This window comes from Rossellomorea sp. ABR4_004 (assembly GCF_056159585.1).
Window position 1 is genome coordinate 25911 of record NZ_JBSWVM010000004.1, and the last position, 14976, is coordinate 40886.

16 protein-coding genes are annotated in these 14976 nt (G+C 40.8%); 6 read left to right on the forward strand and 10 right to left on the reverse strand.

All coding sequences use genetic code 11. From position 1 onward, the window contains the following. The first annotated feature begins 88 nt into the window (after positions 1-88). Positions 89-313, forward strand: a complete 225-nt coding sequence (locus ACXAF2_RS20210; protein ID WP_475141344.1) for a YuzF family protein — start codon at positions 89-91, stop codon at positions 311-313. A gap of 22 nt (positions 314-335) precedes the next feature. Continuing rightward, positions 336-1226: a manganese catalase family protein gene (locus tag ACXAF2_RS20215; protein WP_475141346.1), complete on the forward strand. Its 891-nt coding sequence runs from the start codon at positions 336-338 to the stop codon at positions 1224-1226. Here ACXAF2_RS20215 and ACXAF2_RS20220 read toward each other — a convergent pair. From ACXAF2_RS20220 to ACXAF2_RS20255, 8 genes are all read right to left on the reverse strand, one after another. Further along, positions 1221-1349: a hypothetical protein gene (locus ACXAF2_RS20220; RefSeq protein WP_475141348.1), complete on the reverse strand. Its 129-nt coding sequence runs from the start codon at positions 1347-1349 to the stop codon at positions 1221-1223. The genes ACXAF2_RS20215 and ACXAF2_RS20220 overlap by 6 nt on opposite strands. A gap of 936 nt (positions 1350-2285) precedes the next feature. Then, entirely contained in the window at positions 2286-3854 is a 1569-nt protein-coding gene (locus tag ACXAF2_RS20225) for a mechanosensitive ion channel (RefSeq protein ID WP_475141350.1), read from the reverse strand. A gap of 159 nt (positions 3855-4013) precedes the next feature. After that, positions 4014-6200 carry a beta-propeller domain-containing protein gene (locus tag ACXAF2_RS20230; RefSeq protein WP_475141352.1) on the reverse strand — a complete coding sequence of 729 codons (2187 nt, stop codon included), beginning with the start codon at positions 6198-6200 and terminating at the stop codon, positions 4014-4016. A 161-nt stretch (positions 6201-6361) separates the two neighbouring features. Then, complete coding sequence (locus ACXAF2_RS20235; protein ID WP_475141353.1) at positions 6362-6817, reverse strand: threonine/serine exporter family protein; 456 nt, start codon at positions 6815-6817, stop codon at positions 6362-6364. Positions 6818-6863: 46 nt separating this feature from the next. Next, a complete protein-coding gene (locus ACXAF2_RS20240) occupies positions 6864-7625 on the reverse strand; it encodes a threonine/serine exporter family protein (RefSeq protein ID WP_475141355.1) in 762 nt (253 codons plus the stop codon). Between the two features lie 171 nt (positions 7626-7796). Continuing rightward, positions 7797-8387 (reverse strand): DedA family protein, encoded by a 591-nt coding sequence (locus ACXAF2_RS20245; protein ID WP_475141357.1) that lies wholly within the window; start codon positions 8385-8387, stop codon positions 7797-7799. Positions 8388-8659: 272 nt separating this feature from the next. Further along, positions 8660-8959 (reverse strand): hypothetical protein, encoded by a 300-nt coding sequence (locus ACXAF2_RS20250; RefSeq protein WP_475141358.1) that lies wholly within the window; start codon positions 8957-8959, stop codon positions 8660-8662. Between the two features lie 238 nt (positions 8960-9197). Then, on the reverse strand, positions 9198-9524 hold the full coding sequence (locus tag ACXAF2_RS20255; protein WP_475141360.1) for a thioredoxin family protein: 327 nt from the start codon (positions 9522-9524) through the stop codon (positions 9198-9200). A 128-nt stretch (positions 9525-9652) separates the two neighbouring features. Here ACXAF2_RS20255 and ACXAF2_RS20260 point away from each other — a divergent pair, with 128 nt between their 5' ends. Continuing rightward, positions 9653-9976 (forward strand): YflT domain-containing protein, encoded by a 324-nt coding sequence (locus tag ACXAF2_RS20260; RefSeq protein ID WP_475141361.1) that lies wholly within the window; start codon positions 9653-9655, stop codon positions 9974-9976. Between the two features lie 36 nt (positions 9977-10012). Here ACXAF2_RS20260 and ACXAF2_RS20265 read toward each other — a convergent pair whose 3' ends face one another. After that, entirely contained in the window at positions 10013-10555 is a 543-nt protein-coding gene (locus ACXAF2_RS20265; protein ID WP_475141363.1) for a histidine phosphatase family protein, read from the reverse strand. 77 nt (positions 10556-10632) lie between these two features. Then, positions 10633-11448, reverse strand: coding sequence for a ZIP family metal transporter (locus ACXAF2_RS20270; protein WP_475141365.1), 816 nt, complete (start codon positions 11446-11448; stop codon positions 10633-10635). Positions 11449-11744: 296 nt separating this feature from the next. Here ACXAF2_RS20270 and ACXAF2_RS20275 point away from each other — a divergent pair, with 296 nt between their 5' ends. From ACXAF2_RS20275 to ACXAF2_RS20285, 3 genes are read left to right on the forward strand one after another with little or no spacing between them, the layout of a single operon-like run. Beyond that, positions 11745-12140: a GntR family transcriptional regulator gene (locus ACXAF2_RS20275; protein WP_475141367.1), complete on the forward strand. Its 396-nt coding sequence runs from the start codon at positions 11745-11747 to the stop codon at positions 12138-12140. After that, positions 12127-13029, forward strand: a complete 903-nt coding sequence (locus ACXAF2_RS20280) for an ABC transporter ATP-binding protein (RefSeq protein ID WP_475141368.1) — start codon at positions 12127-12129, stop codon at positions 13027-13029. Before ACXAF2_RS20275 ends, ACXAF2_RS20280 begins: the two co-directional genes overlap by 14 nt. Beyond that, the gene (locus tag ACXAF2_RS20285) at positions 13001-14968 is read left to right on the forward strand and encodes a hypothetical protein (RefSeq protein ID WP_475141370.1); all 1968 of its coding nucleotides are present in this window, start codon (positions 13001-13003) and stop codon (positions 14966-14968) included. Before ACXAF2_RS20280 ends, ACXAF2_RS20285 begins: the two co-directional genes overlap by 29 nt. Positions 14969-14976 lie beyond the last annotated feature (8 nt).

The following is a 14976-nucleotide window of genomic DNA, read 5'->3' on the forward strand; positions in this document are numbered from 1 at the left end:
ACCCTCTGCCATCTGGACGATTAACCATGCCCAAGCCCCTTTCATATACTGACGTGGATGATTAGTCGAAAGATAAGGAGTTGACGTGATGGATATTCAAATGTCTACTTTAACCGATCCATATTTGTATCAAGCATTGATGAGTATGATGGATGAATTTCTCGTGGTACAGACGATCGAAGGCTCTGTAAGGGGTAAGCTTGCAAGTGTTTTACCTGACCACATTGTCGTTGAAGTGAGCGGAACGCCATTCTATGTTCGATCTCAACAAATCGTATGGTTCTTCCCCAGTTTTGAAGATACTGGACGATAGAATGAAAAGAGGAGGGTAAGACATGTTTAAACGAATCAACAAGCTGCTCATTGAACTCCCCATCCCTGAACACGGTGATAAAAATGCCGCAGCTGCCGTTCAGGAATTACTTGGTGGAAAATTTGGAGAAATGTCTACTTTAAACAATTATATGTTTCAGTCCTTTAATTTTCGCCAGAAAAAGAAGCTCAAACCCTTTTATGATATTGTAGCCAGTATTACCGCAGAAGAATTCGGTCATGTGGAGCTTGTAACCAATACAATTAACCTGCTCTCTGTTGGGAACACCTTCCCCGGCGACCCTAATATAGCCACACTCCAAAATGGACTGGATGCCAGAAACACGTACCAATACATTGCCACTGCCCAAACGGCTTTAGCCGGTGATTCAATGGGAAGGGCATGGACGGGAGATAATGTGTTCAGTTCTGGAAATTTAGTATTGGATCTGCTTCATAATTTCTTCTTGGAAGTGGGAGCCAGAACCCATAAAATGCGGGTATACGAGATGACCGACCATCCTACTGCCAGAGAAATGATCGGGTACTTACTAGTTCGGGGCGGCACCCATGTATTGGCCTATGCAAAGGCCTTGGAAATAGCAACAGGTGTAGATCTTACCAAGATGCTTCCCATCCCTGACCTTGATAATTCCAAATTTGATACAGCTGTGAAATTCGAAGAAAAAGGGATTAATAACGTTCTTTATACATGGAGTGACAACGACTACAAGGATATCGCACAAATCTGGAAGGGAACAAATCCTGAGAACGGGCAGCCACTAAGGGTTATCGAAGGCACACCTGAAGGAGCCCCGATCCCTAACCTGGATGACCTGCCGGAAGAATTTGCACCCGGTATCTCGAAGGATGATTATGAACTGATTGCGAAGAGATTGTTGAGGAACTTATAAAGCTGGTGGCTCATCATCGACGAATAAGAAAAAAACCACACGCTCCCATAAGGTAACCCGTTCGGTTGAGCGGGAGAAAACGTAAAATAACATTGCTTTTGGAGGTGGAATTAGCACGTTCATTCGCTCCTCCTTTTTTTATTGATATGACAACGTTTATAACTTTAAAAGAGTGTTTTAGCATACAAATTAACATCGGTTTTATCAACCCTTTTAGCAGTAATGAATAAATTTATTCACGACTGCTAAAAGGGTTGTGAATTCCATTGTTGAAAATAATACTGAAGATGAAAATAGGACCATCCAAGTTGGATGATCCTTTGGTATTTCATGAAAGCCCACGATCGCTGAATAGTTGAACATCAGGTTTCCCGTTAAACTTTTGCATTCTTAAACAATGAAACCAGGTTCGCTGCTAAATGAGGTTTATAGAGGAAAAAAATTCCCTTAATTAGCAGCTAGTACTGAAAACAGCTTAAATAAAGGGAAAAAATCCTCTTATTTGACTCGAAAAACGTGAAAATAAGTAGCTTTGCCTTGTATAGAGGGAAAAACTCCACTTAATTTCCCCAAAAACTACTTCTAATCTCCATATAACAGTAAAATCTCCGCTTATTTTCTATCCCTGATTACTCACACTTCATCTTCCCATCTTTCGTATCTGCTAATAGAATTTATAGCCACATCCGATCTTCTCTTTTACAGTTTTTCAATAATTGTGCAATTTCAGCCTCAATTTTTGGAACGCTATAATCGTTTGTAATTAGTATCTTGTTCCCGATTACTATTTCAAAGGTGAATTTTTTCACATACTTGCTTGTGATATATAGTTATATCTTATCATGAGCTTCTTCAAGTAACCTCGCGGCAGCATCTTCGAAATATTCTGTTGAAAAACACTACATAACAAAAATAGCAGACCAAAAGTTTCACCATTTGGTCTGCTATTTTTTGTGTTAGTTGATTTGTTAATAAGCATTCTATTTTAGTTGTGAATTGTATCTTTCTCCTTATCAACCGACGGGTTACCCATAAGGACCATGTGGTTTTCTTTCTATATTACTGATTAAAAGGTGGATTATCCGTTCCGCCATTATTTGGCCTGTTCTTTTCTTCTTCAATTTTCCGATCCAGTTTAGAAAGATATTTTTGAGCAAAATCCTTTCCACCCAGGCCAAAGGCCAAACCGAAGGCTAGTGCCAGTCCACCCAGAATCAGCATGAAGGCAATATTGACGATGGAATCAGCCACTTTTAATTGATCCAAGGCCATAAAGAAACTTAAGGCAATGATTGCATATTTCGTGATGGTCGATAGTACTTGGAAGTGATCACTCAATACGTTGGATATGATGCTCTTCACTAAGTTACCTAAGTATAAGCCTGCCCCAAGAATGACGATGGCTGCCAATACATGTGGTAAATACGCAAGGACACCTGTTGCCAGTGCTACCAGGAATTCCAATCGTACAATTTCCAGGGCCTCTACTACAAAGAGGAAAACAATGATGATTTGAACGACTCTACCTACAAGTCCCGATAGATTCATATAAGTTGAGCCAGTTGGTTCATACGGATTCTTATTAGTATTCATCCGTCCAATACCCATATTACGTAATAGAGAATTGAATCCTACCCGGTTTAATAATCGCGCCACCATGGCTCCAACCCATTTACCGACCCAGATTCCTGCAAGAATAAGCAGAATCGCAATCGCAATATTCGGAAGCATCACAAGGACCTGATTGAGCATGTTAATCGCCGGTTCTGAAATCCCGCGAATGTCCAGCTGATCCAATGCAGAAATGGTAACCGGAATCATGATGAGTACGAATACAATCGTACCAATGACCGATGAAACCGTTGTTCCTTGAAAGAGCTTGCCAATGCCGAATCGTTCAGCGACTCTCTCTGTTCCAATCGCCTGTAAAAAGTTCGTGACGATATCCCGGACGATTTTGGCTACAAACCAGCCAACAAGGAGAATGATAGCTGCGGCAAACAACTTAGGAATAAACCCTAGGAAGTTTTGAAGCATTTCCGTGAAAGGCCCTGAAACCCCTGTGATATTAAGAGCCGCTAACACTCCAGGTAAGAATATGAGAAGCACGAGATAGAATACAATTCTAGCAGCCGTATAGACATAGCGATGTACATCGTTCTCATCTTTCGCTAATTTAGATCTTACCAGCGTGTGTTTAACTGCAGGTCTCGTCCCCAGTTTCTCTATCAATACCTTCAGCACAGAAGCAACTATCCATGCAAATAATAGAATAAGTGCTGCCTTTAATACGTTTGGAATCGCTGCTGCCATCGTACTCAACATACCGACCAAAGGTGAAGCAATAAAGTTCAAGTCAAGCATATTGAAGAAGGCAATAAACACGAACACAAGAAGGATAAAGTACACAATTTTACTAATGACTTTCTCCGATGTCCATTTCCTTTCTCCGTTCCTGCTGCCAAAATAAAGGTTATCATCGATCTTCACCCGTTTTAAAATTCCGTAAACGGCTTTTTCAACAGCCTTTGCAATGATCCACCCGATCAATAACACTAATAAAGCTAATAACAGATCAGGAAGCTTCCCTAAGTACCCGTACCATTCTTGCGTTATATCATTGTTCATTCGATGCTCTCCCTTCAATTATGGAAATTGTATAAAGCTAATAGTTATCTACCCAAAGATTTTTTTTCAAAACCTGACAAAAAAAGATAGTCTAAATGATTCATCAGGGAGTCTTAAGTAATAGAAAACCCTTAAGGCAAAGCACCTTAAGGGTTTTCATCATGGGAGATCAATTGCGTTTTCTTTTTTAAAATCATCTAATGAGTAAGCAGTCACTCTATTATGTGATACTGTATAAAGCTGATCATCAATATATAGGAGTCTTTGAATCTGGTCTTCCCACTGTTCGTAATATTCTTTGTTGTTGTTTTCTTCTTCTGTGAGCTGAGACTTTAAAACGATTCCTTTTTCAGGTGTGATTTCATACAGGAGGGCACCTTGATAGTCAAAATCCAGTTCATGCCGGCTTCCCTCTTTTTCATGATAAACAGAAATGGGAAAGCCATATAGATTTCTTGAAGGCTCATGGAGCAGTGCTTTGTGATCGTCTAACAAAAAAGAGTGTGTACCCTGCCCGCCTATTATTTCTGTGTCCGTTTCCTTTGGATGCTGAAAGTCTGTAATATCGAATAATGAAATCTTCATCCCCTGTCGAACGATTCTGGGTTCCTCATTGGTTGCTTTGTCATCACCCATCACTTTGGTATCAAAACCAAACCCGATAAGGTGATGTTCGTCTAAAGGGTGAAGATAGGTGCTGAAACCTGGAATCTTCAGCTCACCCAAAACCTTTGGAGCTTTCGGATCTGCCGTATCGATGACAAAAAGGGGATCGACTTGTTTAAAGGTCACCATATATGCCTTATCTCCCATAAACCTGACAGAATAGATTTGTTCTCCCCTGGCTAAATCCGTTACTTCCCCAACATTCTTCATGTTCCCATCCAGAATATAGAGAGCATTGGTTGAAGGGGAATCACTGTTCCACACCTCCCCTTTCGTCGTTGCGATCCGAAAGTAACCTTTATGTTCATCCATGGAAAATTGATTTAACGCTCTTCCTTCTACCTGCCCTGATGAAGCATATTCAACCTTTCCATCACTTACGGAAAATTTATAAATCTCCGTGTTTGAAGAGGTCCAACTTTTCATAGCATCTTCATTGTAATTTTCTACAGCCACATAAAGATTGTTTTTAGACATATACACTTTATCGCCGCTTCCAAGATAGGATTGAACGTTTAGAGAAGCCTTGGGATCTTCCATATTCATTCCCGCCAATAAGGTATAGTTGGGGGACTGGGATTGTGGAAAATACATAATATCTTCTATTGGAAGTGGTGTCGTTTCATCATCTGTTAAACTATCTTTCACCCGGGGTCTCAAATCGGGATTTCCCCCCTGTTCAAGCATCCAGTAGCTTGGATATAAATTTGAAATCAAATATACAGTGGAATCAATCTTCCTGGACGTTACATATTGACCTTCTAGCTCAACCTTTCTTAGAAGAGATGGTTGAGCTTTATCTGAGATATCATACAAAATCGCAACGGTCGTCCCTTCTACAGGCATAGTGGAAGCGATTTCTTGTTTATTCTCTTGAAAATGGGTAGGCGACCATCTATTCCCGATGACGAGCAGCTTATCCTTCTGTAAAAATAGATGATGGGGCTGCATATTTTCTTTATGGCTGGTAGAGGATACCACTTTCATTTCTTTCACAGGATTCGCCTTTGTAATCAGCAGACTACGGTCTGTTAACTGATAAATATAGCTTCCATCGGTCTTCACTATATCCCCCTCGTCAACTCCTTGAACCTGATTATTCGTTTCAGAAAAATTGGATTCCGAATGAGTTGACTCTCCAGCTGCACTATCTTCCGATGATTTGGACTCCATATTTCCTTCTCTTCCGAACAGAGAAAACTCCGTATCTTCCTTATTTTTCTTTAAAATTCGTTTGAAATAGTTCGTTAGTTCTTCCTTGGATTGAATACTGGGTAGTTTAGAGGTGACAGAAAAAGGGATTTCTGTATCTCCGTCATAAGAAAAACCCCATTTGGTTTTCACTTCAGGAGAAATATGAAGTGTATACTTGTGTGGATCAGAAGGATATCCTTCTGGCGGTGCTTGAATTTGCAGGGTCTTTCGACTTTCATCCAACTTCATGGAGACGTTGACCCTCTCTCCATTGGAGTTTTCTACATATATGTTCTGGGGCGTCACCGTTTCCTTATTCAGGGCCGTTGAAAATTGCAGATTCCATGAGTTATTCTCCATCACGAGAAGATCACCTTCCATCTTCCCCTCGGCCTTCACGACAGGTCTTTGACTATACGCAAACGTTCCAAGTGCCACCAGCAACACAATCCCGGCAATAATGAGCAGATAAGATTTCATACTCATACTATGACCCTCCTCTATGTTCTATTTGTTGATTAGACGTTGGAAGGAAGAAAATGTTACATATACACAGAGTCTGAAGGTGGATTCATTTCGTCCAACTTTGTTTCTATGCTCTGCTAAAGACAATAAAAAAAGACCTCACAAAAGTAAGGTCCGTCCCTCTATCTCATTCGCCTTGCACTTACATTCAGCCGTGCGTTTCGGATGACTTGGTTGATGACTTCAGAGAAGATGAGTCCGATGGCAATGGAGCCTGAGATCATGAAGGCTTTTGCTGCAAGATTGATGGCAGCATTGTAATCGTTCTGCACGAAGTTTCTCATGGCATCGTACGCTAGCCCTCCAGGTACAAGAGGGATAATGCCCGCTACAGAAAAGATGATGACCGGGGTTTTATACATTTTCGCAAATACCTGACTAATCACAGCAACGACAAAGGATGCAAGTAACGTCGCAAGCACCGCATCCGCGTCATTTAAACTCATTCCTATGTAGATGACCCACCCTAGCATTCCAACTATTCCGCATTTGAAAAGGGACTGTTTTGGAGCGTTGAAGATAATCCCGAATGCAGCAGCGGATATGAAGCTGGTCACTAATTGTTCGATGATGAGCATTCCCTTTTCACCTCAATCTTTATTCTTGATACTAATCAAATGCACCCTATGTCAGAGTGAAAACTACGGCAATTCCCGTCCCGATGGCAAACGCCGTTAAAAAGGCTTCCGCTCCCTTCGATAAACCAGACACCAAATGTCCTGCCATTAAATCCCGGACGGCATTTGTGATAAGGAGCCCGGGAACCAGGGGCATCACCGATCCAATGATAATCTTATCCAGTTCCTGACCGATTCCAAGCTGGACGAATCCATAGGAAAGCATACCAATAATAAAGGAAGCAAGAAACTCAGCAAAGAATTTGATCGGAACGAGTCGATGAAAATAAATCAGGCTCGTAAATCCTACTCCGCCCGTGATCAGTGCCGGAATGAAGTCCATCCACATTCCCTGGAACATGATGAGAAAGCAGCCACTGGCAATCGAAGCAGCCAATACCTGAATCACAAAGGAGTATGATAAATCTGATTGATCCAGTTTCTCCAAGGCATTGTAGGCTTCTTCAAGGGTGAGATGCCCCTTGCTTATTTGCCTTGAAATACTATTCACGAGTGTTACTTTTTCAAGATCAGTCGATCGCTCGTTGATTCGAATCAGCTTCGTTTTCGTTGGTTCAGACGTTTCAATCGAAAAGATGATCCCGGTAGGCGTCACATAACTGTGAGATTCTGATATCCCATAAGAAGCTGCTATGCGCATCATCGTATCCTCGACGCGATACGTCTCTGCACCACTTTGCAGCATGATCTTACCCGCCAGCAAGCTGACCTCCATAATGTCATATCTTCTTATCATTTTTGCTTCCATACAATCTCTCCACACGTGCTATTTTTTGAATAGGTCTAGTGTATAGGAAAGAAGGGGGGTAAGCAATGAGGAACGGGATGATTTTACGTGGATTTAATATGTGTAGAGGGTTTTAGGGTAGAACTTTTGATCAAATTGTCGAAAAATCTTCAGTCTCTGAATCTTTACTCATCATCCTCCTTTTCCCTTTTCTCTCTTCCTTTTCAAAAGAATGTACAAGACAGTGACCAGCACAAACCCTGACAGGACCAACAGTTGATATTCTTCTACCATCCCCAGGATCACTTCTCTATCTCCCTCGTAAAGCTTGCCTATACTTAAGAATAAAAAGGTAGACGGAGCAATCCCCAGCATAGTAAGGAGAGAGTACACTTTCAGATTCATTTTTGCCATGCCTGCCATGAAGGGAATGACGTTTCCTAAGTGAAGAGGGCTTGCGATCGCTACGCTCCAGATTCCGTAGCGGCTGAACTTTTCCTGAGCTTCTTTAAGCTTCTTCCGTTTTTCAGCGTTGAGCTTTGCCTCAAGCTTCTCTCCTAATTTAAAGCTGATAAAATAAGGAATATAGCTCCCCGCTGTATAAAGAATGCTTCCTAACAAAGAAATGACTCCTATCTCCATCCACGTTAATTCTAGAATAAATCCCATTGTTACGATAAAAAAAGTGCCCACAAAAGGAAAAGCACTTCCTTCAATAAATAAAGAAAGCAATACACCCCATATCCCCCACTCAGCCGAATAATTTGCCATGATTTCTTCCATCAAGGTCACTCCTATATAAACGAATACTTTAAGTATAAAAAAATCGCCACCATGCAAACAGAAGCCGTAGAAGTAATTCCTTCTAAGACCTGGGGTGTATTTTCTTCCCATGATAAAAAGACCAGCCTCTTTATAGGAGACGGGTCCTAATCATTTCATGATTTGTTTCCGCCCTTCTGATCTTTATGTGCATACTTTCATTCTTTTTATGTTTTATTTTACATAGAAGAGAGATTTAGATATAAATAAGAAGATTATTTTTTCAGATGTGATTATGGTGACTCATGAAGAGGATCGTGAAGTATGATGACGGGCATTGACTTAGGGGTAACCATGAAACCATAGACTTTTCCATCCTTGTCCTTATACGCTACAGAATAATCTCCAAACTGAGGTGAGAATTCGACGTTTTGGTATTCGAGGTCAAGATCCTGATACTTAAGGCTAACATACAGGTTGGCGGCGATTCTTGCGGTCAGGTGTTGTACACTGGAAATCCGGTTGGCTACTATTATGAGGATGATTGCTAAACCAAGTAACATGACTTTCTTTGTCCTGGACACTCTGATCATTCATCAAGCCCCCTTTTATTTCTTCATCAATACTATACTCGTATACTCTCTATTATATACCTATTCCCTGAACCATGACAAAAGAGCTACTTTTTTAGCAGCTCTTTTGTCATAGAATGTATTATTCTCTTTTATTCAAAATCCCTTCATATGAAAAGATTTCTCTTAGTCTTAAACAACCGTTTAACCCTTTCTACCTTGTCAGATCAACCACTTTCTTCTTTAATCAAACGTTTGTTTAGTTGTCTAACATCTTCACCAAACGGGACAACTGGTTATGTAACTCGTCAATTGGGACGAACCTGGCCTTCCTGAACATTTCTTTTCCATCTACAAAAACGATAATGACCGGGACAGTGAAGATGGAGAATTCACCAGCTATTTCCGGTATTTCTTCTGCATCCGCGTGAATGGACGTCACATCTTGAAACTCTTCCAATACTCCTTTCACTTGTGGCAAAAGAGCGTGACACACAGAGCAATTGGGTCTTGAAATGTATAGTAAACTCAGCTTTTCTGCAGCAAGTGCAGCATTGATGGATTCCAGAGAATGGACTTCTTCCATATCTTGAGATCTCCTTTCTTTGATTACACATTACTAATAGGTATACCCACATCCCCATAGGTTTACCACCCGGAACCCACGGGAAAAGATAAACGAAAGTACAATTTAAATGAGGGAGGAGACCTGAATTGAAACCGACTGTTAAGGAATTTTATGACGATAAGGAATTAATTGCAGAAGTTGAAAAGCTTTCTTCTCAAGGTATCGACAAACATAACCTTTATGTTTTATCCCATGATGATGACCGGACGGACAGAGTAGCTGATCGCGCTGACGCCAATGAAATTGGTGTAAAAGAAACAGGCATAGGGACTGCAGTAGGGAACATGATCCTGAAAAAAGGTGACGAACTCCGAAACAAGTTGATGGAAGTCGGATTTTCTCACAAAGAAGCAGATCAGTACGAAGAAAAGCTCGATGAAGGAAAGATATTATTGATTGTTAAGAACTGACCTGATAGAGAAATGACTTAGGATGATTCCCGGGAATCATCCTTTTCTGTCTTGAAATACATATAGCTTCCCGTTTGAAGGTCTTCTAAATTTAGGGCCTCTAAACCCACGTTTTATAATCTCTTTTCTCATAAATATCATAATCCCGCCATGGCCTACAATGAGAACGTCCTCACCCTCTTGTATGATCGCATCAACAATCCCGTTGATTCTTTTTAGGATTTCTTTTTTACTTTCAGGCTGAGAACGATGATTAAACCACCAGGCTGCTCTGATCATAAACAAATGTAAAAACAGTGGAAGCTTTCTCCTTGAACTGAATAAGGGAGACAATCTGATTTCTCGCAATTCCTTCAATGATACGATATCCCCGGCATAGACTTTTCGAGCAGTTACTTCTGCCCTGGTTAAGTCACTTGCGTAGCATTTCTTCCAATCAATATCATGCAGATCTACCTCATTCTCTTCTACATCAGACTTATCGTACTCTTCTACCCACTTCATTAATTCTTCGGATGTCACAAATCTATCAGGATATCCTCTTGTTACTTTAAAATGCCTGACCAAACCAATCTTCACACTTTCGCCCCCTCCACTATCATTATACTATTTTTGGAAATAAAAGTAGCATGCGATCTAAGCCGCATGCTACTTTTTTAACCTAACGATACATCCAAAATCATCATCACTACAAATCCAAGCATGAGTCCCAGTGTGGCCAAGTCAGTACTTCCAGAAGATTGAGACTCGGGGATCAACTCTTCTACTACCACGAAAATCATGGCACCTGCAGCAAATGCCAGTGCGTAAGGAAGCAATGGCTGCACTAATATGACAGCAGCTGCACCAATTACGGCCGCAATGGGTTCAACGATGGCTGAAAGCTGACCATAGTTGAAGGATCTCAGGCGTGACATTCCTTCTCCGCGCAATGGAATGGAAAGTGCCGCCCCTTCAGGCATGTTCTGTATGCCAATTCCGATTGCAAGCCCCATCGCCCCTACCAATGTTGCATCCCCAAGTCCCATTGACGCCGCCCCGAAAGCCACACCGATGGCTAAGCCTTCAGGAATGTTATGAAGGGTGATCGCAAGAAATAGTAAGGTTGATTTTTTAAATTTTGAAGGAGGTCCCTCAGCCTTCTCCTTTTCATTTCCAAGATGTAAATGAGGCACTACAAAATCTAAAAGTCTAATAAAAAGGCCACCAAGTAAAAAACCAATGGCTGGAGCAAGCCATGGAATCTGACCATTTTGCTCACTGAACTCTATTGAAGGAGCCAGAAGTGACCAAAACGATGCCGCTATCATGACACCTGCAGCAAATCCAAGCATCATATTTAATATATGCTTTTCTATTTTGGTAAAGAAAAAAACCGTTGCAGCTCCGAGTGCGGTTAACCCCCATGTCAATAGACCGCCAAACAGCGCCTGCACAGTTGGATTAAATTCACTTAACCAATCTACAAACATACCAATCCTCTCCTCTGATCAAACATTTTAAATACTACCATCTTGCATCAACGAAACTTTCTTTGTCAAAAGAAATGACATATATCCTATTTACTACGATGTTTTCACTTTTGTACTAAGTTTGTGTTTGTATCATTCTTTATACTTCCAAACCATAGAGACCTTATTCACAAGGACCTGATCATTCGTTACTTACATAAATATTTCCTTCCCCCCTTCCCAAACTGGCAGAACTTGTTATATACTTTAACTGTATTAATACTAATAGTACACTGCATACAGTTGGGAGGGTGGATATGTTTGAGCTTGATTTAAGAAGTCGAAAGCCCATTTATGAACAATTAGTCGAGAAATTAAAAGAGTTAATCATTAATGAGGTGTTGAAGCCTGACGAACAATTGCCTTCCGTTCGGGCCTTGGCTCAGCAACTGACCATAAATCCAAACACAATCCAAAAAGCTTATAGGGAACTTGAAACCCAAGGGTACATTTATTCTGTGAAAGGACGGGGTAGCTTTGTTAATCCATCAAGTCACATTCGAAACGCGGAGAAAATCATGAAAGTAAAAGAAGAGTTGTCTAAACTTTTGTCTGAAGCTCTGTATTTAGGAATCACGCCTGAAGATTTAAAGCAGATGATTGCTGACATCGAGGCATCGGTAGGAGGGAATCACGCTGATGATAGAGATTAAATCAGTAAGTAAATCCTTTGAAGGTACGAAAATCATTCATGACGTTTCCTTCTCTGTTCAAAAAGGATCGATCTATGGACTGCTCGGATCGAATGGTGCAGGAAAGACGACACTACTCAAATCCATTTCCGGGGTTCTGAAGCCCGAAAGCGGTGACATTTATTTAAATGATCAACCGGTCTTTGAAAATGTTCAAACGAAAGAAACCCTGGTATTCATTCCTGATCAACCGTTTTTCTTCGCTCATTATACCTTACATCAAATGGCAAAATTTTTTCAAAACTCCTATAGCCGTTGGGATGAGCATCAATATGCATCTCTAACCGGCCTATTTGGGGTAGATCCTCACAAAAAGCTGCATAAATTTTCGAAAGGCGTCCAGCGTCAAGCAGCTTTCATTCTTGCATTATCCACTCAGCCGGATGTGCTCATTCTGGACGAACCCCTTGACGGATTAGACCCTGTCGTTCGTAAGAAGGTAAAAAGCGTGCTGATCACAGAAGTTGCAAACCGGGAGATGACTATACTTATCTCCTCTCACAACCTGCGTGAAGTGGAAGATATTTGTGATCATATCGGAATTTTGCATCAAGGACGGTTTTTACTGGAGAAAGAGCTTGATGATTTGAAATCCGGGATTCATAAGATTCAGTTGGCCTTCAAAGGCGAGATGCCTCAAAAGATCTTTACTGAGCTTGACCTTCTGCACGAAGAGACCAGGGGAAGCGTATCCCTCTGCATCGTAAGAGGTGACGAACAACATGTTAGAAGCATGATCCAGCCTTATCATCCGGTGATTTTCGATATGTTACCGTTGACCCTTGAGGAAATATTCATTTATGAAATGGAGGACGTCGGTTATGCCATCCAAAACATCATGGATCAATAAGGAAGTCATCATTCAAAGCCTTCGGAATGTTGGCTGGGTAGGGATCGTTTACTTTATCGGACTTCTCTTTTCTTTGCCGGTTGACGTTATCGGTAAACTATCTAACGACAATCAGCCCTATCCGGTTGCCATTTACGAAAACCTGTTTAAAATGCAATACCCGATCCAAATGGGTTTGATGCTGTTCGTTCCAGTCATTCTATCTCTTTTCCTTTTCCGGTATTTACATGTAAAGCAGGCTGCAGACTTCATGCATAGCCTACCGCTGACACGCAGCAAATTATTTTATCATTTTACCGTTACAGGATTCGTCATTCTCATCGTGCCCATTGTACTGAATACAGCGATCTTACTTTCCCTTTATTCATTTACGGATCTTCAGCAATTTATTGATGTTCAAGATATATTCATCTGGTGCGGCATTACAATCCTAATGAACATCTTTCTGTTCACAGCCGCTACCTTTGTGGCCATGATAACAGGACTGACAGCTGTACAGGGGGCTATGACTTACATCCTGCTCTTATTACCGGCTGGAATGTTTATGCTCGTATGCTTTAGCCTGAAAAATCTTTTATTCGGATTTCCAGAGGATTATTTTTTCAATATCAAAATTGAACAATTTTCCCCTGTTATCAAGGCCGTATATCTTGAGAATAAAATCTTTTCCGGATTAGATGTGACACTGCTCATAGCTCTCACCCTCCTACTCTATGTTTTCTCGTATGTATTGTATAAAACAAGAAAAGTAGAAGCAGCGTCACTTGCCATTGTATTTCCTGTCCTCAGACCCCTGTTCAAATATGGAGTCGCTTTCTGCTTCATGCTGGTTGGGGGAATGTACTTCCATGAGATCTATCAGGAGGCCTCCTGGACAATATTCGGATATTTTATTGGATCATTCATTGGCTACTATATTGCCGAAATGGTGTTACAAAAACATTGGAGAGTATTCCGGAACTGGAAAGGATATGCAGGGTTTGCCATTACCATCTCTCTTATCGGGATGTTCATCCAACTTGATTTATTTCAATATGAAAAGAAGGTTCCTGATATGAAGGGTATAGAAATGGTACATGTCAGTAACAGCTATTATTCCCTGGAAGACAATCCAGATAGCCTTATCAAGGATCACTTTATAGACGACCCTCAAACCATTAAAGCCGTCCTGAACCTTCATAAGGAAATTATCAACAATCACGATCGCACCGTCACGGACGAGGATAGTGAACAAGTCTTCCTTTATTACAAAATGCACGATGGAAGCAAGCTTGTGAGGAACTATCGTATGAATATAGAAGAGATTGAATCCCAATATGCTGCTTTATATAAAATGAAAAGTTTTAAAGAAACAACGGAAGAGATTTTCTCTGTAGATTCAAACAGTGTAGACAAACTATCAATTTATTCTGATATGGGAAATAGACAGAGTATAAGCATTGTCGACCCGGAACAAATCAGTGAAGCCCTTGGGATTTTAAAAGAAGAAACCTATAATGACACCTTTAAAGATCGCGATAGAGTGAACCTCTATAACGTTGAATTACTTCTTTCAGAGGACCAATGGATCCATGTCGGGGTGGGTAATAACGATAAGAAATTCGAATCCTGGCTACAGGAGAATGGATACCTTGAAGATGTAAGGGTAACTGCATCGGACGTTGAGTGGATGTACGTGATCGATCAAGAGCGTTACCGTAACCGTCTGTTCAACGTCATGGATCCAGATACCGAAGCCCTGAAGTTAAAGAAAGAAAACAAAGGGATTGAAATAACGGATTCCAAACACGTTGAAGCCATCATGGATCAACTCGTATACAATCAGATGACCAATGAATATATGGTGATCATCAAATATAAAACCCACGGAAATGTCGAAGTCCGAGGGTTAAAAGCTGAAGATTCACCTTCATTCCTGAGGAATAAAACAGATAATTGATAATAGGA